The 18,772-nt window shown below is 70.4% G+C and carries 22 protein-coding genes; 13 read left to right on the top strand and 9 right to left on the bottom strand.

What is annotated here, in order from left to right:
• Positions 1 to 50: 50 nt before the first annotated feature.
• Complete coding sequence (locus ACFRQN_RS31475; protein ID WP_380743682.1) at positions 51 to 206, bottom strand: hypothetical protein; 156 nt, start codon at positions 204 to 206, stop codon at positions 51 to 53.
• A 136-nt stretch (positions 207 to 342) separates the two neighbouring features.
• Here ACFRQN_RS31475 and ACFRQN_RS31480 point away from each other — a divergent pair, with 136 nt between their 5' ends.
• From ACFRQN_RS31480 to ACFRQN_RS31500, 5 genes are all read left to right on the top strand, one after another.
• Positions 343 to 540 carry a hypothetical protein gene (locus tag ACFRQN_RS31480; RefSeq protein WP_117488133.1) on the top strand — a complete coding sequence of 66 codons (198 nt, stop codon included), beginning with the start codon at positions 343 to 345 and terminating at the stop codon, positions 538 to 540.
• Complete coding sequence (locus ACFRQN_RS31485) at positions 524 to 1,048, top strand: DUF6879 family protein (RefSeq protein ID WP_380743684.1); 525 nt, start codon at positions 524 to 526, stop codon at positions 1,046 to 1,048. The genes ACFRQN_RS31480 and ACFRQN_RS31485 overlap by 17 nt, the downstream gene beginning before the upstream one ends.
• The gene (locus ACFRQN_RS31490) at positions 1,039 to 1,878 is read left to right on the top strand and encodes a helix-turn-helix domain-containing protein (RefSeq protein ID WP_380743686.1); all 840 of its coding nucleotides are present in this window, start codon (positions 1,039 to 1,041) and stop codon (positions 1,876 to 1,878) included. The genes ACFRQN_RS31485 and ACFRQN_RS31490 overlap by 10 nt, the downstream gene beginning before the upstream one ends.
• A 211-nt stretch (positions 1,879 to 2,089) precedes the next feature.
• A complete protein-coding gene (locus ACFRQN_RS31495; protein ID WP_117488127.1) occupies positions 2,090 to 2,542 on the top strand; it encodes an NUDIX domain-containing protein in 453 nt (150 codons plus the stop codon).
• A 77-nt stretch (positions 2,543 to 2,619) separates the two neighbouring features.
• On the top strand, positions 2,620 to 3,573 hold the full coding sequence (locus ACFRQN_RS31500) for a hypothetical protein (RefSeq protein WP_380743689.1): 954 nt from the start codon (positions 2,620 to 2,622) through the stop codon (positions 3,571 to 3,573).
• A gap of 302 nt (positions 3,574 to 3,875) precedes the next feature.
• On the opposite strand, the gene ACFRQN_RS31505 is transcribed toward ACFRQN_RS31500, so the two are convergent.
• Positions 3,876 to 4,076, bottom strand: a complete 201-nt coding sequence (locus ACFRQN_RS31505; protein WP_380743691.1) for a DUF397 domain-containing protein — start codon at positions 4,074 to 4,076, stop codon at positions 3,876 to 3,878.
• A complete protein-coding gene (locus ACFRQN_RS31510; protein WP_380743693.1) occupies positions 4,069 to 4,929 on the bottom strand; it encodes a helix-turn-helix domain-containing protein in 861 nt (286 codons plus the stop codon). Before ACFRQN_RS31510 ends, ACFRQN_RS31505 begins: the two co-directional genes overlap by 8 nt.
• Before the next feature lie 292 nt (positions 4,930 to 5,221).
• Here ACFRQN_RS31510 and ACFRQN_RS31515 point away from each other — a divergent pair, with 292 nt between their 5' ends.
• Together ACFRQN_RS31515 and ACFRQN_RS31520 are read left to right on the top strand one after the other, a co-directional pair.
• On the top strand, positions 5,222 to 5,587 hold the full coding sequence (locus tag ACFRQN_RS31515; RefSeq protein ID WP_074003885.1) for an ATP-binding protein: 366 nt from the start codon (positions 5,222 to 5,224) through the stop codon (positions 5,585 to 5,587).
• Positions 5,584 to 5,838 carry a hypothetical protein gene (locus ACFRQN_RS31520; protein WP_380743695.1) on the top strand — a complete coding sequence of 85 codons (255 nt, stop codon included), beginning with the start codon at positions 5,584 to 5,586 and terminating at the stop codon, positions 5,836 to 5,838. Before ACFRQN_RS31515 ends, ACFRQN_RS31520 begins: the two co-directional genes overlap by 4 nt.
• Before the next feature lie 150 nt (positions 5,839 to 5,988).
• Here the strand turns inward: ACFRQN_RS31520 and ACFRQN_RS31525 are convergent, their stop codons facing one another.
• The 3 genes from ACFRQN_RS31525 to ACFRQN_RS31535 all read right to left on the bottom strand — a co-directional run bounded on the left by ACFRQN_RS31525 (position 5,989) and on the right by ACFRQN_RS31535 (position 10,231).
• Complete coding sequence (locus tag ACFRQN_RS31525) at positions 5,989 to 6,504, bottom strand: DUF6879 family protein (protein WP_049650025.1); 516 nt, start codon at positions 6,502 to 6,504, stop codon at positions 5,989 to 5,991.
• A gap of 66 nt (positions 6,505 to 6,570) precedes the next feature.
• A complete protein-coding gene (locus ACFRQN_RS31530) occupies positions 6,571 to 8,598 on the bottom strand; it encodes a prolyl oligopeptidase family serine peptidase (protein ID WP_380743697.1) in 2,028 nt (675 codons plus the stop codon).
• A gap of 109 nt (positions 8,599 to 8,707) precedes the next feature.
• Positions 8,708 to 10,231, bottom strand: a complete 1,524-nt coding sequence (locus tag ACFRQN_RS31535; RefSeq protein WP_117488113.1) for a peptide MFS transporter — start codon at positions 10,229 to 10,231, stop codon at positions 8,708 to 8,710.
• Positions 10,232 to 10,561: 330 nt separating this feature from the next.
• Here ACFRQN_RS31535 and ACFRQN_RS31540 point away from each other — a divergent pair, with 330 nt between their 5' ends.
• The gene (locus ACFRQN_RS31540; protein ID WP_030058577.1) at positions 10,562 to 11,236 is read left to right on the top strand and encodes a response regulator transcription factor; all 675 of its coding nucleotides are present in this window, start codon (positions 10,562 to 10,564) and stop codon (positions 11,234 to 11,236) included.
• A 58-nt stretch (positions 11,237 to 11,294) separates the two neighbouring features.
• Positions 11,295 to 12,539, top strand: coding sequence for an ATP-binding protein (locus tag ACFRQN_RS31545; protein WP_049650022.1), 1,245 nt, complete (start codon positions 11,295 to 11,297; stop codon positions 12,537 to 12,539).
• Positions 12,540 to 12,683: 144 nt separating this feature from the next.
• On the opposite strand, the gene ACFRQN_RS31550 is transcribed toward ACFRQN_RS31545, so the two are convergent.
• A complete protein-coding gene (locus ACFRQN_RS31550) occupies positions 12,684 to 13,244 on the bottom strand; it encodes a GtrA family protein (RefSeq protein ID WP_049650021.1) in 561 nt (186 codons plus the stop codon).
• A gap of 259 nt (positions 13,245 to 13,503) precedes the next feature.
• Here ACFRQN_RS31550 and ACFRQN_RS31555 point away from each other — a divergent pair, with 259 nt between their 5' ends.
• From ACFRQN_RS31555 to ACFRQN_RS31565, 3 genes are read left to right on the top strand one after another with little or no spacing between them, the layout of a single operon-like run.
• On the top strand, positions 13,504 to 14,643 hold the full coding sequence (locus tag ACFRQN_RS31555) for a 5-(carboxyamino)imidazole ribonucleotide synthase (protein ID WP_049650020.1): 1,140 nt from the start codon (positions 13,504 to 13,506) through the stop codon (positions 14,641 to 14,643).
• Entirely contained in the window at positions 14,640 to 15,164 is a 525-nt protein-coding gene (gene purE, locus ACFRQN_RS31560; RefSeq protein WP_049650019.1) for a 5-(carboxyamino)imidazole ribonucleotide mutase, read from the top strand. Before ACFRQN_RS31555 ends, purE begins: the two co-directional genes overlap by 4 nt.
• 36 nt (positions 15,165 to 15,200) lie before the next feature.
• Positions 15,201 to 16,415 (top strand): dipeptidase, encoded by a 1,215-nt coding sequence (locus ACFRQN_RS31565; RefSeq protein WP_380743700.1) that lies wholly within the window; start codon positions 15,201 to 15,203, stop codon positions 16,413 to 16,415.
• Between the two features lie 11 nt (positions 16,416 to 16,426).
• Here ACFRQN_RS31565 and ACFRQN_RS31570 read toward each other — a convergent pair whose 3' ends face one another.
• Both ACFRQN_RS31570 and ACFRQN_RS31575 read right to left on the bottom strand, forming a co-directional pair.
• A complete protein-coding gene (locus tag ACFRQN_RS31570) occupies positions 16,427 to 16,840 on the bottom strand; it encodes a CoA-binding protein (protein ID WP_049650017.1) in 414 nt (137 codons plus the stop codon).
• Positions 16,841 to 16,882: 42 nt separating this feature from the next.
• Entirely contained in the window at positions 16,883 to 18,220 is a 1,338-nt protein-coding gene (locus ACFRQN_RS31575; RefSeq protein ID WP_074003875.1) for a UDP-glucose/GDP-mannose dehydrogenase family protein, read from the bottom strand.
• 286 nt (positions 18,221 to 18,506) lie between these two features.
• On the opposite strand from ACFRQN_RS31575, the gene ACFRQN_RS31580 reads away from it, so the two are divergent.
• A partial coding sequence (locus ACFRQN_RS31580; RefSeq protein ID WP_380660931.1) for an acyl-CoA dehydrogenase family protein occupies positions 18,507 to 18,772 on the top strand: 266 nt, incomplete at its 3' end.

Genomic DNA, 18,772 nt, shown 5'->3' on the forward strand with positions numbered 1-18,772 from the left:
TGGGTTCGCGTCGCCCCTTCGAGCAGCTGCTCGACGGGGCGACGTGCTGTTCAGGGGGTGACGGTGAGGTGGTCGAACTCGCCGGCCTTGGCGGGGGCCTCACGGACTTCGCGGTCCGAACGGGCGATCACGTGGCGGGGGCCGGTACACGTGCCGACGTGTCCGTCCGCGGTCGCCAGGGCGGGCGGGTTCCTCGGCCGGGGCACGGCAGCGCTTCCGAGCGGGGCCGTGATCATTAGTCCAGGACGGGAATACTGCCCGAACCGTGTGGACAGGACGCGCGGCCAGTCCATAGCGTCTCGCCCAGGCGGTCCAATCCGGGCCGAGCTGAAGGGGGTTGGCATGGCTCACCAGCGGCTCACGGGCGTCGGTGTCGGAGACTGCAAGGAAGGAGACTGCCCGAACGTCTACCGCACCGACCGGGGCACCCTCGTCTTCCAGGGGGACCAGTACGCGGAGCTGGCGGTGCCGGTACACGAAGGCGCCGTGGAGCTGCCCGAGCATGTCGTGAAGGAGGCCATTCGTGTTCTTGGATGGTGAGGACTGGCAGAGGCTTCTGCACGGTTTCTCGCGGTCGGCGTTCCGGCTTGAGACCCTGCCCGCTTACAAGGTCGCGGGGGAGGCGGAAGAGGTCGAGGAGTTCCTGAACGGGTACCGGATCGACCCCGGTACCTACACGTCCGGCTGGACTGACAAGCTCAGGGCTCATACCGCGGCCGGTCGCACGGTTCAGCGCGTGCACATCGTTACCCGGCCGCTGAGTGACTACCTGCGGTACGAGTTCATGTACTACGCACCGCATGCCAGGGCCGGTGAGGACATCTACATTCTCGACCTGACCGACAGGCCGAACCCGGGCCTTCCGGCTCAGGACTTCTGGGCCTTCGACGATTCGACCGTGGTCCTGATGAACTACGAGCCCGACGGAACGCAGATCAACCGCGTGCTTGTCGAGGACGACGTCGAGAAGTACCGGGAATGGCGGCGGATCGCTGTGGCCGAGTCGGTGCCCTTCATGGACTATGTGGAAGAGCACGGGTGGCAATAGACCCGGAAGAGCTGGGGCACAGTAGAAGTGACCTGGCAAAGGCATTGAGGGAACTACGGGTTCAAGCCGGTCTCGCAGGAGACCGGCTTGCTCGGCGTTGTGGCATGACGCAGTCGAAGATCAGCAAGATCGAAACAGGCAGGACCGTGCCGTCCCTGGTGGACGTGGAGCTGATCCTGCGGGCCCTCGAAGTGCCGGCCGAGTTGGCGCGACGGGTGTTCGACCTGGCCCGTGTGGCGAATACCGAGTGGCAGGACATCCGCGCTCTGAGGAAGAAGGGCCTGGAGAGGAAGCAAGCCGAGCTCGCGGCGCTCGACCAGTCCTCCAGCGAGATCCGCTACTTCCTGATCTCGATGCTCAACACGCTGCTCGCCTCGCCCGAGTACGTGCGGGCGAGCCTCGCCCATGTGCCGGGAGACACCAGCAGGGCCGCCATGAAGAAACTGGAGCGCCAGACCGTCCTGTACGACGAGTCGAAGGCCTTCACCTTCGTACTCACCGAGCAGGCTGCCCGGTGGGCGCTCCTGCCGCCTCGGGCCATGGTCATGCAGATCGAACGACTCGTCTCCGTTTCCAGGCTCCCGAACGTCCGGCTCGGCGTGATTCCACTCGGGAAGCACATCCCGGAGAGCCCGCTGAACACCTTCACGGTGTACGACAGCAGCCTTGCCACGGTCGAGACGGAGACCGGAATCATCACGCTCCGGGACCGGCGGGACATCAAGGCGTACCGGGACGCGTTCGCCATGTACGAAGGTTACGCACTGTTCGGTGAGGAAGCCCGAGAGAAGCTGGCTGAGTGGTCGGCCCTCTTCCTCGGCGGTCTTTAGTCGCGCACGGGAATAATCGCCTTCCTCCCCTTTCGGTCCCCTTACTGTGGACTCCTCGCCTTGCGGCTGCTCTCCCGTGCGGTACCAGCGTCTCCGCTGACATCATCCCGATCGGTCTGATAATCGCGGATTTGGTGTCGGCGGTGCCGGTTGCGGGATCGTGGGCCCGCGCGAGCGGCGCGCGGGACCCCGTCAACGAAAGGGCGAACCCATGAAGAAGATCGCTGCGAAGCTCTGGCGGATCATCCGCGGCCCGATGCAGTGGCGCGTGCTGTGGCTGTGGCACTCGAAGTTCATGGTCGGGGTGACGGGCATCGTCCGCGACCAGGACGGCCGTGTGCTGCTGCTGAAGCACCGGATGTGGCCGGAGGGCCGGCAGTGGGGTCTGCCGACCGGCTACGCCGACAAGGGCGAGAGCTTCGAGGACACGATCGTGCGTGAGGTCCGGGAGGAAACCGGACTCACGGTGAAGGTGTGCGAGCTGGCGCACCTGAAGAGCGGCTACAAACTGCGTGTCGAAGTCGCCTACGAGGCCCTGTACGTCACTGGGCAGGTCAGGGCGGCTTCGTTCGAGATCCTGGAGGCTCGATGGTTCTCGCCGGACGAACTCCCCGGGGGAGTGCAGGAATCACATCGGCGACTGATCAGTCGTCGGCCGTACTGACCCTTGGTCGATCACTCACCCCCTCCTGCCTGGCGCCGAACGAGCACCTGTCCGGAGACCCCGCCGAGCGGGCCGAGTTGGCTCACCTGCTGGCCGCGCGACGGGCGACGGCGGCGCTCGACCGGGCCCATCCGCACATCACGTTCTCACTGTTGCACTGGGTGGTCGACACATCGTCCGACGAGCCGGCCCGCGAAGTCTTCCGGCAGGGTGCTGCCCTTCTGGCCGACCGCTACGGGGAATTGGGGCTGAGTCGACTGCTGCCGACTGACCGGGTGTGGGTAGGGGTGCGCTCGACCCGGCCCGACGCGTTCGGCGGCTTCCACCATCCGAACCAGGGGTACCGGCATGTGCAACTGGCGTCCGTGGTCACGAGGTACGGGCGGCTGAACGATCCCCGACCGGCGTCACCGGAACTGGTGGCGCTCGACCTCCTCCGTAGCTACGCGCACGACTGCCTGCACTGGGGGTCGTTCCGGGAGTACCGGCTCCAAGGCGAGCAAGTGATCCGGAGCTGTTACGGCATCAACCGCCGCGACCAGCACGGCCGGACGTACTCGTCCCAGGACAGGAGCGATGCTTCCTCGACGCGGAATCTCGGCATCGTGATGGAGGGGGCCACGGATCGGGAGGCCCGGATGATCTCCGCTGCGGTGGCCGACCGTCTCGGCCTGGCCGAACGCATCGCGGCAGCCGATCGCCTGGCGTTCCGCGACACCACGGGACGGCTGGAGCCGAGCGATTTCGACCACGCAGAGCCTGGTGTTGCCACCCGCTTCCACCTGGCCATGGCCGGATATGAGCACGGCGTAGGCGCTCGCTACCGGCGCTTCCTCGCCGACATGGGCGGCCCGGAGGCGGACACGCTGCATGCGCTGATCATCGCGGCGGTGATCAGCGGCAATCTGTTCGGCCTTTCGAGCTGGCTCGATCAGCGGCACGGCCCCGAGGCTTTCCGTCGCACCTTCCGCTCGTCTGCCTACTCGGGGCCTGACCCCGATGAATGGACGACCACGGCAAGTCGTGCCTGATCCTTCGTGCTCAGCAGTCTCGTGCCCTGACTCTTCGAGTCGGCCGGCAAGCGCGACCGGCAGGTCCGCTGGGGTGGGCCCGCCCACAACCGGACCGAACCGTTCGCCTCGCGCAGGAGGTCGGGTGGGCCGATTTCCTGCGCGTTCAGGTGCTGCAAGCGACCATCACTTCGACTACGAGAACAGCCGCGCTGGACGCGCCGTCGCACGTCCACCTGGCCTACCGGCCGGGCGTTCGGGAGGTCTGAACGGTGGGTTCGCGTCGCCCCGTCGAGCACCGGCTCGACGGGGCGACGTGCTGCTCAGGGGGTGGCGGTGAGGTGGTCGAACTCGCCGGCCTTGGCGCCCTGGAGGAACGTGGCGAACTTGAGGGGCGTGGTGCGGACGATGACGTCTCCCTCATCGGACTCCCGGAGCTCAACTACCCCGTCGGCAGCCCGGACCTCAACGCATGCGTTGCTGGAGCCGGAGTAACTGGACTTCTGCCATGCGGGGCTACTCATGATTGCCCTCTATCTCCTTCTTGATGGATCGGATGAAGTCGCGCGAGTCATCTTCGGAGAGGGCTACGGACGCCATTCGATCGAGGATCTCGCGGTAGCTTGCAAGGTCGGAGGGTGCATCGAAGAGCGGACACCCGAAGCTGATGTCGATCTGCACTGTGTCCAACTCGGGCACCGGACCGGCGATATAGACGAAGTTCTCGCTGGGGCCGGGCAGCGATTCGATCTTAAACGGCACGACCCGAACTGAGATGCCAGGGCTCTCGGAATGGTCAATGAGGGCGCCGAGTTGCTCGGCAAGTGCCTCTGGCCCGCTGAACTGCATCCGCAGTGCGGCTTCATGGATGAACGCGGTGTAGGGCGTAGCGTCGTTGCGGATGATCTGCTGCCTCCGCAGGCGGAAGGCGAGGCGGAGATTGACGTCAGCCTGCGGCAATGGCGGGATCGCACGGGCGAACACCGAAGCGGCGTAGGCCGGAGTTTGAAGCAGTCCGGGCAGGAAGGTGATCGAGTAGGTGGCGATCCGCCGGGCATGGGCCTCGATCGCCGCCACATCGAGCAGGTCGCTGGTCAGACTCGGGCTGTACTCCTCCCACCAGCCAGTTTCTCGCTCCCGGGTCATGTCAGCGAGCGCGGCGATCAGGGGCTCGTTGCCACACGCGCAGTCCGCCGCGATCTCACGCAGACGTTCCTCGCTGACAGCCGACTTCCCATTCTCCATCTGACTCACCAAGGCAGCAGTCACCCCAAGCAGACGGGCAAGGTGGCTGCCGCCGAAGCCGGCTTGCTCTCTCATCCTCCGCAGTTCGGCGCCGAGGCGCCGCTGACGGAGGGTGGGGACTCGAAGGGCCATGGCGTCCTCTCAACAGGTGCAGAGGCCAGTGTGCCGCGCCGGTTGCCGGTGGATCCATCCGGGCTCGGCGAAGCGCGTCCCCCGATGGGAGGACACTTCTCTCGTTCGAATTTAATTAAAGAGCGGATGCGCTATCGTCGTTCACAGCTTGATCCGACGGATCGTCAGTAATGCCTGCATCCACGGCAGTAGGCGCCTGCTGCCCGCACGCCGAAGAGCAACCGCCGCCCCGGCCTGGCTCACGGCGACGACCGTCATCCCCTCCCCGCGCCACAGCCTCACGGAGGTTCCCGTGTGCACCCGTAACACCCCCTCGCTCACCCTCTCCCGCCAGGCCCTGCGGGACGCGATGACCCGTAGCGGCGGCTGGGACGCCGACAGCATCTTCAACGCCGAACTCGCCCTGATGGAGCTCGTCGTCAACGCCTGGCGGCACGGCGACACCCCCGCGCCCGTCGTCTGGTTCTCCGTCCTCGGCCGCACCCTCCGGGTCACCGTCTCCGACGAGAGCGACGCCCTCCCCCGGCGGCGAACCCCCGCCGACTCCGCCGAGTCCGGCCGGGGCCTCCAACTCGTGGAGGGCCTCACCCACCGCTGGGGCGTCGACCCGCAGAAGCGCGGCAAATCCATCTGGTACGAGCTGGACTGCCGCGCGTGACCGGCTACCCCGTCCTGCCGGAGGACCCCCGGATGCGCGACTACACCAAACCCCACCTCATGGCCCTTCTGGGCGAGTTGCACAGGCGCGGCCTGCCGCATGGGCTCCTCTGGGGGTCCGCCTTGCCGGGCGAGACCACCATCGACGGGCGCATCCTGATCGACTTCGGGAACGCTCCGGTGAGCACTTTGCTCAACCTCCTCCGCCTGCTCCGCGAACTGGACGATGACGACGAGGGAGGGCAGCCGTGAGGTTCTTCGTCGGCGCAGGCCTCCTCGCCCTCGGCGTCCTCGCGACCCTCAGGATGCCCCGCCCCGAGGCGCGCGACGAGCAGTACTGAAACACGCGAAGGCCCTCGCCCACCCAGGGCGAGGGCCTCGCGGGCATGGAGCCGGTCTTCGTCAGATCTCGTACAGATGGTGCGGGAGCGCTCGCTCCCAGACTGCTTCGAACGCGGTGGTGCACAGCGTCACGGCGTCCGGCTCTGTCGTGATCTCGTCCTCGACCACGGCGCCGTCCCCGGAGAAGTGGTGCACTCGAAGCAGCGCACCGTCGAACAGCCAGAAGTCGTTCCCGGGCAGGGGGATGCTCGTGGCCTGCCGCCGTGGCAGCCAGCGGACCTGCTCGCCGGCCGTGACGTTGGCGTGGGTGACGTAGTGCTCCCACCGGATGTACTCGGACACGGGCTCGGAGACCACCCGGGCTCGGCGAATGACCACGCCTCGCGCCACGGCGTCCGTGATCAACTGGTCATAGGGATGCCACCAGGACGCCTGGTCCTCCCAGTTGATCCGCTCACCGCGCTGCCAGGCCTCGAACCGATCCGTCGGGGCGTACGAGTCCCGCAGCTCCAGATGGACGGCGGACCGCTGGCACTGCTCAAGCAGCTCAGCGAAGCCGGGCACGCTCGATGGCATCACATGCCTCCCTGATCATGGGCACCGGCCCGTTCGCTGGGCAGGCGTTCGGTGGCGCGGTGCTGATCACTTCATTCCCAACGAGCGGCGCAGGAAGTGCAGTTCGTGGTGCAGCAGGTTTTCCACCACCGCCTCGTCCGTCGGCCGGTGGCCGGTGGCGCGCAGGGGGAGGAGCTCGTGTGGGCGGCCGGCGGCGAGGAGGGCGGCGGAGAGCCGCAGGGTGTGGGCGGGGTAGACGTTGTCGTCGGCGAGGCCCTGGATCAGCAGCAGCGGGCGGCTCAGCTTCGGTGCCTCGGCGATCAGCGAGCCGCTGTCGTAGTGCTCGGGGTGCTCGTCGGGGTGGCCGAGGAAGCGCTCCTGCCAGTGGGTGTCGTAGAACCGCCAGTCGGTGGGGGCGGCTCCGGCGGAGGCGGCGTGGAAGACATCCGGGCGGCGCAGCACCGCGAGGGCGGCGAGGTAGCCGCCGTAGGACCAGCCGCGGATGCCGACCCGGTCGAGGTCGAGCAGTCCGGGCCGCAGCCGGGCGGCCGCCCGCAGGCCCTCGACCTGGTCCGCCAGTGGGAGCGTCGCCTTGTCGCCGTACACGGCCTTCTCCCAGCGCGGCCCGCGGCCGGGGGTGCCCCGGCCGTCCACCACGAGGACCGCGAAGCCCTGGTCGGCGAACCACTGCGAGACCTGGTCCCACCAGAGGCCGCCGGTGGTGGCCTTCTGCGTCGCGGGCCCGCCGTACGGGTCGAGCAGGACGGGCAGCGGGCCGTCCCCGGGGCGGTGGCCGGCGGGGAGGAAGAGCGTGGCGCGCAGGGCGTGTGGGCCGAGCCTGAGCAGCTCGGGCGCGGCAGTGACGACGGGCGGCTCGGCGTACGAGGTGAGCGGGAGCGCCGGGCGGCCCTCGCGCAGGACGGTGGAGCGGCCGCCGGGGTGCCCGGGGGTGCGGGTGGTGAGCACCAGCGTGCCTCCGCGCCGCACGCCGGTGTGCAGGCCGGGGCCGTCGCTCAGCCGACGGATGCCCCCGTCCGGTCCGTACGTCCAGAGGTGGGTGTCGGTGGGCTCCTCGGAGGCGGTGAACAGCACCTGCTCGCCCTCCGTGCCGAGCACCGCGCGCAGCTGGAGCCCGGGCGGGGTGACCGGTTCGCCGTCGACGGTCAGGTGCCGGGTGTCGCCGAGGTCGGCGGTGTCCACCAGGGCGCCGCCCGCGGTGCGGGCGGGCAGGCCGGGCAGCAGCTCGACCCAGTGGGCGTCCCGGCGCTCGGCGAGCGGCCGGGTGGTGCCGTCCGGCTCGACGGCCACCACAAGGACGGTGCGCTGGTCGCGGCTCTGCACGGCGGCGTACGGGCCGTGGCCGTCCCAGCCGGCGGCGGTCAGGTACTCGAAGGCGGTGTGGTCCCAGCGGACCTCGGTGTCGCTGCCGTCGAGGCCGAGCAGCCGCAGCGAGACCTCGGCGTTGGCGGTGCCGGCGAGCGGGTAGCGGACGGCGCGCGGCGGGCGGTGCGGGTCGGCGGGGTCGGCCGGGAAGAGCCGGGCGAGCGGGCGGTCGTCGACCCGGGCGACCAGCAGCGCGGTGCCGTCGGGGGACCACCAGTGGCCGCGGTCGCGGTGCATCTCCTCGGCGGCGACGTACTCGGCGAGCCCGTAGGAGACGTCCTCGGCCTCGGGTTCGGCGAGCGGGCGGTCGTCGGTGCCGTCGACGCCGACCACCCGCAGGGCGCCGCCGCGGACGTAGGCGATCCGGCGCCCGGTCGGGTCGAGCCTGGGGTCCTGTGGCGGGCCGGGGACGGGGACGGCGCGGACGGTGCCGGCGGCGGTGTCGGCCAGCCACAGGGCGCCGTCCAGGGCGAAGGCGGCGAGCGTGCCGGCGGCGTCGGTGCTGTAGGCGGCGATGCCCTCGTCGGCGCCCAGCGCGGCCGGGTCGGCGAGCAGCCGTTCCTGGCCGGTGGCGGTGTCCAGGGCCCAGAGGCAGGCGAGCGGGTCGGTGCCGGAGCGGCCGCGCAGGAAGAGCACGGTGGCGCCGTCCGCCGAGGGCTCGGGCCGGGTGGGGACGCCGAGGGTGAAGCGCCGGGTGCGGGCCAGCTGGCGGGGTAAGGAGGGGGTCGTCATGCCGGGCACCATAGGCACGGCCGACGGGCTCCTGTCGAGCGGGAAAAGCACTCGGGGCCGCCGCGGATCCTGGAATCCACGGCGGCCCCGGAGCGGGCGGGGACGGGCGTCAGTGCACGTCGCCCATGAGGGCCTGGACCTTCTTGCGGTAGGTGAAGATGGCGAACCCGGCGAGGGCCGCGAGCGACGCCTGCATCGCGATGATCCCGGTGCCGTTGAGGCTGACGCCGGCCAGCGAGAGCAGGCTGGTGGTGCAGTCACCGGCGGTGACGGCGAGGAACCAGACGCCCATCATCTGGGAGGCGTACTTGCGCGGCGCCATCTTGGTGGTGACCGAGAGGCCGACCGGGGAGAGGCAGAGCTCACCGATGGTCTGGATCAGGTAGATCGAGACGAGCCAGAGCGGGGAGACCAGGGTGCCGTTGTCCGCCATGGTCATCGGGATGATGAAGACGAAGAACGAGACGCCGACCAGGAGCAGGCCGATCGAGAACTTCACGATGGTGTTCGGCTCCTTGTCCCGGCGGGACAGCCAGAGCCACAGCCAGGCGAAGACCGGCGCGAACGCCATCACGAACAGCGGGTTCAGCGACTGGTACCAGGTGGCCGAGAAGCCGAGGCCGAACAGGGAGTCCGCGGTCTTCTTGTCCGCGAACAGGGAGAGCGTCGACCCGCCCTGGTCGTAGATCATCCAGAAGATCGCGGCCGCGGCGAAGAACCAGATGTACGCGGACATCTTGGACTGTTCGTCGGCGGTCAGGTCCTTGTCGCGCTTGATCCGGGTCAGCACGGTGATCGGGATCAGCAGACCGGCGATGGTCAGCGGGACGAGGGCCCAGTTCAGCGTGTAGACGCCCAGGCCGGCCACGACGCCGTAGAAGGCGGCGACGCCGAGCACCGTCAGGCCGGCCTTCTTCAGCAGGCGCTTGCGCTCCTCGGGCAGCAGCGGGTTGGGGACCTCGCTGCTCACCGGGTTCAGGTGGCGGCTGCCGAGCAGGAACTGGGTCAGGCCGAGGGCCATGCCGATCGCGGCCAGACCGAAGCCCAGGTGCCAGTTGTACTCCTTGCCGATCGTCCCGATGACGAACGGGGCGACGAAGGCACCGAGGTTGATGCTCATGTAGAAGACGGTGAACCCACCGTCGCGGCGCGGGTCCTCGGGGCCGTTGTAGAGCTGGCCGACCATCGTGGAGATGTTGGCCTTCAGCAGCCCGGAACCGAGCGCGACCAGGAGCAGGCCGAGGAAGAACGCCGCCTGGCCCGGGACGGCCAGCGCGATGTGGCCGGACATGATCACGAACCCGGCGATGGCGACGGTCTTGCGGGCGCCCCAGACCCGGTCGCCGAACCAGCCGCCCGGGTAGGCCATGAGGTAGACCATCGAGACGTAGACGGAGTAGATCGCCGTCGCCGTCGTCGCCTTCATGGCGAGGCCGCCGCCCTGGCTGCCGACGGCGGCGTCGGCGCCACCGGAGACCAGGTAGTAGATGAGCAGGGCGCGCATGCCGTAGTAGGAGAAGCGCTCCCACATCTCGGTCATGAACAGCGTGGCGAGACCTCGGGGATGCCCGAGGAAGGTCTTGCCGCTGGGAGATGCCGACGTCGCGTCGGTGTCCAGGGTCTTAGACGCCATGAGTAGTGGTTCCTTGCCTGACAGCGTCCGCGTAGGGGGGTGGGCGGCGGACGTGGACCAAACCACTCTACGTGGCGACATTTGGCTCTATCAGATGACAAAAGTCTTGAATCAGGTATGTGAATGGCAAAGTTGGCGACAAATCTGCCCGATCTATCGATGGTAGATGGGCGTGTCTTCCTTCGGTTTCAAGATCCAACAGGCGATTCTTCACCGAAGGGCCGGTCTGTTGCGCCCTGTTGAGCCCGATTGCGGCCTTGTATAACGATCACGCTCTGTGAACTACCTCACAGGGCGTACGGGGATACCCCGGCGGACTACCATCACCACATGACCTGTGTGCTGCTCGCCGAGGACGATCCGGCGATCTCCGAACCGCTCGCCCGGGCCCTGCGACGCGAGGGCTATGAGGTGCTCGTCCGCGAGGACGGTCCGACCGCACTCGCCGCCGGCCTCACCGAGGAGGTCGACCTCGTCGTCCTGGACCTCGGCCTGCCCGAGATGGACGGCCTGGAGGTCTGCCGCCGCCTGCGTGCCGACGGCAAGAGCTGCCCCGTCCTGGTGCTCACCGCCCGCGCGGACGAGGTGGACACCGTGGTCGGCCTGGACGCCGGTGCCGACGACTACGTCACCAAGCCCTTCCGCCTGGCCGAACTGCTCGCCCGCGTCCGGGCCCTGCTCCGGCGCGGCAACGTCGACCAGCTCACCACCGGCGCGCACGGGGTGAAGATCGACATCGAGTCCCACCGCGCCTGGCTCGGCGACGAGGAGCTCACCCTCTCCGCCAAGGAGTTCGAGCTGCTGCGCGTCCTGGTCCGGGACGCCGGCCGGGTGGTCACCCGCGAGGAGATCATGCGGCAGGTCTGGGACACCACGTGGTGGACCTCCACCAAGACCCTGGACATGCACATCTCCTGGCTCCGCAAGAAGCTCGGCGACGACGCGGCCAACCCGCGCTACATCGCCACCGTGCGCGGCGTGGGGTTCCGGTTCGAGAAGAATTGACCCTGACGGAGACCGGGCCCTCGGCCCGCGGCGGCGGAACACCCCGGGGAGCGGCAGCGTGAAGCGCAGGATGATCAACTCGCTGCTGGGCGTCGTCCTGGTGGTCGTCGTGGTGTTCTGCGTGCCGCTCGCCCTGGTCGAGAAGCGGACCATCGTCAACTCGGCCCAGGACCGGGTGGACGCCGCCGCCGTCCGGGTGCTCGCCCTGGTCGAGAGCCGGCTCGCCGCGGGCGAGCCGGTCACCGGGCGGGCCTTCGAGAGCCAGGTCACCGAGGGCAGCTACGTCGAGGTGCAGGTGCCCGGCCAGCCGGTGGTCTCCGCCGGCGAGCGCCCGGCCGGGAACCACCTGCTGAAGGCCGTCGAGCGGGGCAACAGCGGCGAGACCGTCACCGTCGAGCAGTCCCGCGAGGACGTCGACCACGAGATCGCCAACAACCTGCTGCTGCTCGGCGTGGTCGCCCTGCTGGCCGTCCAGGCCGCGGTGGCGCTCGCCGTCTGGCAGGCCAAGCGGCTCGCCCGGCCGCTCACCGACCTCGCCGAGACCGCCGAGCGGCTCGGCTCCGGCGACCCGCGCCCGCGCGACCGCCGCTACGGGGTGCCCGAGCTCGACCGGGTCGCCGAGGTGCTGGACACCAGTGCCGAGCGGATCGCCCGGATGCTCACCGCCGAGCGCCGGCTCGCCGCCGACGCCTCGCACCAGCTGCGCACCCCGCTCACCGCGCTCTCCATGCGGCTGGAGGAGATCACCGCCCTCGCCGAGGAGCCGGAGACGGTCAAGGAGGAGGCGACCATCGCCCTCCAGCAGGTCGAGCGGCTCACCGACGTGGTCCAGCGGCTGCTCACCACCCAGCGCGACCCGCGCAGCCCCACCGCCGTCGCCTTCGACCTGGACGAGGTGATCAAGCAGCAGGTGGAGGAGTGGGGCCCGACGCTGCGGGAGCAGGGCCGGGTGCTCTCCCTGGAGGGGCTGCACGGGGTCACCGCGGTCGGCACCCCGGGGACGGTCGCCCAGGTGCTGGCCACCCTGATCGAGAACTCGCTGATGCACGGCGCCGGGACGATCACCCTGCGGATCCGGCCCTCCGGCACCTCGGTGGTGGTCGAGGTCCAGGACCAGGGCGCCGGTGTGCCGCCGGACCTCGGCAACCGGGTGTTCGAGCGCGCGGTCAGCGGGCGCAACTCCACCGGCATCGGGTTGGCCGTCGCCCGCGACCTCGCGGAGGCGGACGGCGGGCGGCTCGAACTGCTCTCGCTGAAGCCGGCGGTGTTCGCGCTCTTCCTCGGACGCAGCCACCAGGACTGAGGGCCTGAGGCCGGCCGGGGCACGGCAGGATCCGGCAGGAAGATCCGGCAGGGGTATACGGCCGGGGATGCGGCGAGCCCCGGCGGCCGGGTTCGGCGAGCCGGGGCTGCGCGGGGTACGAGGGCGGTGCGAGGACCGCGGGGCCTACTCGGCCTTGGCGAGCCGGATCCGCTCGGTGGCCAGCATCAGCTCGGCCTGCGCGGCCAGCTCCTGGCCGGCGGCGGCGCCCACCGACTGCTGGGCGGGCAGCTCGACGGTCTCCGGCACGGCCTTGAACACCCAGGTGCGGTACGAGACGAAGCGGAACACGGTGGCCACGGCGAGGCCGATCACCTTGGCGCCGATCTGCTCGTAGTGCGAGCGCAGGTCGAGCACGTACACCGAGAAGCCGAGGACGCCGGTCTCGATCAGCATGCCGATGCCGCTGTAGACCAGGAAGAGCGTGATCTCCCGCTTGCGGGAGGCGGCGTCGCGGTCCCGGTAGAGCCAGTAGCGGTAGCCCAGGTAGTTGGTCGCGATCGCGATCACCGTCGCGACGATGTTCGACCGCACCGAGGCCAGGCCCATGCCGTTGAGGCAGACCCAGAACACGGCGAAGTTGACCACCACGCCGCTCAGGCCGACGATGCCGAACTTCACCACTTCGCCCTTGAGCCCACGCAGCTTCTGCGCGAGTGAGGGTTCCGAAGCCGCGTTCGTCGCCATACCGGAGTGCCTCCATGTGCCTGCTGGTCGAAAGGGCCGGTCGCGGTCGCGCGGCCGCCCCTTGAGCCCTGCGTGCACGCACATGATCGGACCGCGCAGACCAGGACCTAGCCGTCCAGGCTACCCGCTTCCATCGAACGGCTCAGCCCCCAGGGCGCCAGGTTGACATCTACGCGCGTCCGCTCCAGCGGCCCCACCTGCGGCTCCACCGCCCCCGACCGGCCCGGATATCCTGGGCCGCGTGACTTCCCCGGGCAATGTGAATTTTCCAGTGGTGGGCATGATCGGTGGCGGGCAGCTGGCCCGCATGGCACACCAGGCGGGCATCCCGCTCGGGGTCAGGTTCAAACTCCTCGCCGACACGCCCCAGGACTCCGCCGCACAGGTGGTCTCCGACGTCGTCCTCGGTGACTACCGCGACCTCGACACCCTGCGCGCCTTCGCCGCCGGCTGCGACGTGATCACCTTCGACCACGAACACGTCCCCACCGAGCACCTGCGGGCCCTGGAGGCCGACGGCATCGCCGTCCGCCCCGGCCCGGAGGCGCTGGTCAACGCCCAGGACAAGGGCGTGATGCGGGCCAAGCTGGACTCCATCGACGTGCCCTGCCCCCGGCACCGGCTCGTCGCCGACCCGGCCGACGTGACCGCCTTCGCGAACGAGGGCACCGGCTACCCGGTCGTCCTGAAGACCGTCCGCGGCGGCTACGACGGCAAGGGCGTCTGGGTCGTCGACGACGAGGAGCAGGCGCACGCCCCGTTCCTGGCCGGCGTCGCGGTGCTGGCCGAGGAGAAGGTCGACTTCGTCCGCGAGCTGGCCGCCAACGTCGTCCGCTCGCCCAGCGGCCAGGCCGTCGCCTACCCGGTGGTGGAGAGCGTCCAGGAGAACGGCGTCTGCGCCGAGGTCACCGCCCCCGCGCCGGACCTCGACCCGGCCCTGTCCGACGAGGCCCAGCAGCTCGCCCTGCGGATCGCCGGGGACCTCGGCATCGTCGGCCACCTCGCCGTCGAGCTGTTCCAGACCCGCGACGGCCGCATCCTCGTCAACGAGCTGGCCATGCGCCCGCACAACTCCGGGCACTGGACCCAGGACGGCGCCGTCACCTCGCAGTTCGAGAACCACCTGCGGGCCGTCCTCGACCTCCCGCTGGGCGACCCCCGCCCGCGCGCCAGGTGGACCGTCATGGTCAACGTCCTCGGCGGCGACTACCCGGACATGTACCACCCCTTCCTGCACTGCATGGCCCGCGACCCCGGGCTGCGGATCCACATGTACGGGAAGGACGTGAAGCCCGGCCGCAAGGTCGGCCACGTCAACGTCTTCGGGGACGACCTCGAAGACGTCCGCGAGCGCGCCCGCCACGCGGCCGCCTACCTGCGAGGAACGATCACCGAATGACCAACCCCCTCATCGGCATCGTGATGGGCTCGGACTCCGACTGGCCGGTCATGGAGGCCGCCGCCCAGGCCCTGGACGAGTTCGAGGTCCCGTACGAGGTGGACGTCGTCTCCGCCCACCGGATGCCCCGCGAGATGGTCGCGTACGGCGAGCAGGCCCACGGGCGCGGCCTGAAGGCGATCATCGCGGGCGCCGGCGGCGCGGCCCACCTGCCGGGCATGCTCGCCTCGGTCACCCCGCTGCCCGTCATCGGCGTGCCGGTGCCGCTGCGGTACCTGGACGGCATGGACAGCCTGCTGTCGATCGTCCAGATGCCGGCCGGCGTGCCGGTGGCGACCGTCTCGGTGGCCGGCGCGCGCAACGCCGGCCTGCTCGCGGTGCGGATGCTCGCCGCCTTCGACCCCGAGCTCACCGAGAAGATGACCGACTTCCAGGCCGAACTGAACAACCAGGCCACCGAGAAGGGCCGGAAGCTGCGCGCCAAGGTGGCCGGTTCCGCGTCCTTCGGCTTCGGCAAGTAGTTCGGCCACCCGCGGGCGTGGGGTAGAACAGCACGCATGACCGCTGACCTGGACTCCCCCACCCCGCTGGACCGCGCCCGCGCCCTGCTGCGCACCGCCCCCGTGGTGGACGGCCACAACGACCTCCCCTGGGCGATGCGCGAGCAGGCCGGGTACGACCTCGGCGCGCTCGACCTCGCCGCCGACCAGAGCGACCGGCTGCACACCGACCTCGCCCGCCTCGCGGAGGGCGGCGTCGGCGCCCAGTTCTGGTCCGTCTACGTCCCCTCCTCGCTGGCCGGCGACCACGCCGTGAGCGCCACCCTGGAGCAGATCGACTTCGTCCACGCCCTGGTGGAGCGCTACCCGGACCGGCTGCGCCTGGCCCGTACCGCCGCCGACATGGAGGCCGCCCGCGCCGAGGGCCGGATCGCCTCCCTGATGGGCGCCGAGGGCGGCCACTCCATCGACTGCTCGCTGGCCACCCTGCGCGCCCTGTACGAGCTGGGCGTCCGGTACCTGACGCTCACCCACAACGACAACGTGCCGTGGGCGGACTCCGCGACCGACAAGCCGGCGGCCGGCGGGCTGACCCGGTTCGGCGAGGAGGTCGTCCGGGAGATGAACCGGCTCGGCATGCTGGTCGACCTCTCGCACGTCTCCGCCGACACCATGCGCGACGCCCTGCGGGTGACCGAGGCGCCGGTGGTCTTCTCCCACTCCTCCTCGCGCGCGGTCTGCGACCACCCGCGCAACATCCCGGACGACGTGCTCGCCCAGCTGTCCGCCAACGGCGGCGTGGCGATGGCGACCTTCGTGCCGAAGTTCATCCTGCCCGCCGCCATCGAGTGGACCGTCGCCGCGGACGGGAACATGCGCGCCCACGGCTTCCACCCGCTGGACACCACCCCGCCGGCCATGGAGCGCCAGCGCGCCTTCGAGGCCGCCAACCCGCGCCCGATCGCCACCCCGGCCACCGTCGCCGACCACCTCGACCACATGCGCGAGGTGGCCGGCATCGACCACATCGGCATCGGCGGCGACTTCGACGGCACCGCCTTCCTGCCGGACGGCCTGGACTCGGTGGCCGGCTACCCCAACCTGGTCGCCGAACTCCTCGGCCGCCACTGGTCGGAGGCCGACCTGGCCAAGCTCACCTGGCACAACGCCGTCCGCGTCCTGCGCGACGCCGAGTCGGCGGCCGCCGGGCTGCGGGCGGGCCGCCGCCCGTCCATCGCCACCATCGCGCAGCTGGACGGCCCCTCGGCCTAGACGGACAGGCCCTAACCGAGGCGCGGGATCTCGATGGCCGGGCACCTGTCCATCACCATGGCCAGCCCGGCCTCCCGGGTCCGCCCGTAGGCGGCCTCGTCCACCACGCCCAGCTGGAACCAGACCGCCTTCGCCCCGGCGGCGACCGCCTGGTCGGCCACCTCCCCGGCCAGCGCGCTGTTCACGAACACGTCCACCACGTCGACCGGGAACGGGATCTCGGCGAGCGAGGCGTAGCCCCGCTCGCCGAGGACCGTCTCGGCCTTCGGGTGCACGGGCACGATCCGCTTGCCGTACTCCTGGAGCACCCGGGCCACCCCGTACGCGGCCCGGGCGGTGTTGGTGGACAGGCCCACCACCGCCCAGGTGTCACCGGTGCGGGTGAGGATCTCGCGGACCGCCGCGTCGTCGCCGTAGCTCGTCATGCCGGTGGGAACGCCGGGCGGCGGTGCGGGATTCCTGCCCGGTCAGCTCGGGCGGCCCAGGGCGCGGTAGGTCCAGCCGGCGGCGCGCCAGGCCTCGGCGTCCAGGACGTTGCGGCCGTCGAGGAGGCGGCGTTCGGCGACCACGGCGCCGAGGACGGCCGGGTCCAGCTCGCGGAACTCGGACCACTCGGTGAGGTGGAGGACGACGTGGGCGCCCTCGGCGGCCTCCAGGGCGGAGTGGGCGTAGGCGAGGGAGGGGAACATCTTGCGGGCGTTGTCCACGGCCTTGGGGTCGTAGACGGTGACCTGGGCGCCCTGGAGCTGGATCTGGGCGGCCACGTTGAGGGCGGGGGAGTCCCGGATGTCGTCCGAGTTGGGCTTGAAGGCGGCGCCGAGGACGGCGACCCGGCGGCCCAGGAAGCCGCCGCCGCACTGCTCGCGGGCCAGCTCGACCATCCGGGAGCGGCGCCGCATGTTGATCGAGTCGACCTCGCGCAGGAAGGTCAGCGCCTGGTCGGCGCCGAGTTCGCCGGCCCGGGCCATGAACGCGCGGATGTCCTTGGGCAGGCAGCCGCCGCCGAAGCCGAGCCCGGAGTTGAGGAACTTGCCGCCGATCCGCTCGTCGTAGGCGAGCGCCTTGCTGAGCTGGGTGACGTCCGCGCCGGCCGCCTCGCAGACCTCGGCCATCGCGTTGATGAAGGAGATCTTGGTGGCCAGGAAGGAGTTGGCGGCCGCCTTGACCAGTTCGGCGGTCGCGTAGTCGGTGACCATGAACGGCACCCCGGCCGCGATCGGCTCCGCGTACACCTCGCGCAGCAGCCGCTCGGCCCGCTCGCTGTGGGCGCCGACCACGATCCGGTCCGGCCGCAGAGTGTCCCGCACGGCGAAGCCCTCGCGCAGGAACTCCGGGTTCCAGGCGAGTTCGGCGCCCTCGCCGACCGGCGCCAGCGCGGCCAGCCGCTCGGCCAGCCGGGCCGCCGAGCCGACCGGGACGGTCGACTTGCCGACCACCAGGGCGGGGCGGGTCAGGTGCGGCGCGAGCTCGTCCAGCGCGGTGTCGACGTACGACATGTCGGCGGCGAACTCGCCCTTGCGCTGCGGGGTGTTGACGCAGATGAAGTGCACGTCGCCGAACTCGGCGGCCTCCTGGGCGGAGGTGGTGAAGCGCAGCCGTCCGGTCGAACCCTCGTGCCCTGCCACGTGCTTGAGCAGCAGTTCGGACAGCCCGGGCTCGTACATCGGGACCCGCCCTGCGGTCAGCATGGCGATCTTGTCCGGGTCGATGTCCAGGCCCAGCACCTCGAAGCCGAACTCGGCCATCGCGGCGGCGTGCGTGGCGCCGAGGTAGCCGGTGCCGATCACGGAGATGCGGAGGGTCACGGGTTCTCCTTGGATGCGGACGCGACCAGTACGGATGCCCTGATGCTATCCGCCCGCCGGGGGCGCCCCGGGATCACCTGCACGCCGGAGGGGCCGTCCCGCCGGTCGTCCCCGGGGCGCGGACATGAACGACCGGGCGGCCGCTGGACGCTAGGCAGCCGCAGGTCGGCGCCCTAGGATCTCTACTGAACGGTAGTTAACCGCGGATTCGACTCGCACCGGGCGTCGATCGGACCTCGATCGGGCCTCGCCCGGGCGTCGGTCACTGAACGACGAGGCAGGCATCATGGCGGGCAGCGCAGGGGCGGCTGACTTCGATCTCTTCCGGATCTCCGAGGAGCACGGGATGCTCCGTGAGGCGGTGCGTTCGCTGGCCGAGGCGAAGATCGCTCCGTTCGCGGCGGAGGTGGACGAGCAGGGGCGGTTCCCGCAGGAGGCGTTGGACGCGCTGCGGGGCAACGACCTGCACGCGGTGCACGTGCCGGAGGAGTACGGCGGTGCGGGGGCGGACGCGCTGGCGACGGTGATCGTGATCGAGGAGGTGGCGCGGGT

Origin of the sequence: Kitasatospora sp. NPDC056800, from assembly GCF_042789775.1 — a bacterium.
In the GTDB taxonomy this organism is placed as follows: domain Bacteria; phylum Actinomycetota; class Actinomycetes; order Streptomycetales; family Streptomycetaceae; genus Kitasatospora.

Excerpts from the sequence above, each read along its gene's own strand:
- ACFRQN_RS31550 (WP_049650021.1), bottom strand. The coding sequence starts at position 13,244 with ATGGCGACGAACGCGGCTTCGGAACCCTCACTCGCGCAGAAGCTGCGT.
- ACFRQN_RS31480 (WP_117488133.1), top strand. The coding sequence starts at position 343 with ATGGCTCACCAGCGGCTCACGGGCGTCGGTGTCGGAGACTGCAAGGAA.
- ACFRQN_RS31540 (WP_030058577.1), top strand. The coding sequence starts at position 10,562 with ATGACCTGTGTGCTGCTCGCCGAGGACGATCCGGCGATCTCCGAACCG.
- ACFRQN_RS31565 (WP_380743700.1), top strand. The coding sequence starts at position 15,201 with ATGACCGCTGACCTGGACTCCCCCACCCCGCTGGACCGCGCCCGCGCC.
- ACFRQN_RS31505 (WP_380743691.1), bottom strand. The coding sequence starts at position 4,076 with ATGAGTAGCCCCGCATGGCAGAAGTCCAGTTACTCCGGCTCCAGCAAC.
- ACFRQN_RS31535 (WP_117488113.1), bottom strand. The coding sequence starts at position 10,231 with ATGGCGTCTAAGACCCTGGACACCGACGCGACGTCGGCATCTCCCAGC.
- ACFRQN_RS31530 (WP_380743697.1), bottom strand. The coding sequence starts at position 8,598 with ATGACGACCCCCTCCTTACCCCGCCAGCTGGCCCGCACCCGGCGCTTC.
- ACFRQN_RS31495 (WP_117488127.1), top strand. The coding sequence starts at position 2,090 with ATGAAGAAGATCGCTGCGAAGCTCTGGCGGATCATCCGCGGCCCGATG.
- ACFRQN_RS31570 (WP_049650017.1), bottom strand. The coding sequence starts at position 16,840 with ATGACGAGCTACGGCGACGACGCGGCGGTCCGCGAGATCCTCACCCGC.
- ACFRQN_RS31510 (WP_380743693.1), bottom strand. The coding sequence starts at position 4,929 with ATGGCCCTTCGAGTCCCCACCCTCCGTCAGCGGCGCCTCGGCGCCGAA.
- ACFRQN_RS31525 (WP_049650025.1), bottom strand. The coding sequence starts at position 6,504 with ATGCCATCGAGCGTGCCCGGCTTCGCTGAGCTGCTTGAGCAGTGCCAG.
- purE (WP_049650019.1), top strand. The coding sequence starts at position 14,640 with ATGACCAACCCCCTCATCGGCATCGTGATGGGCTCGGACTCCGACTGG.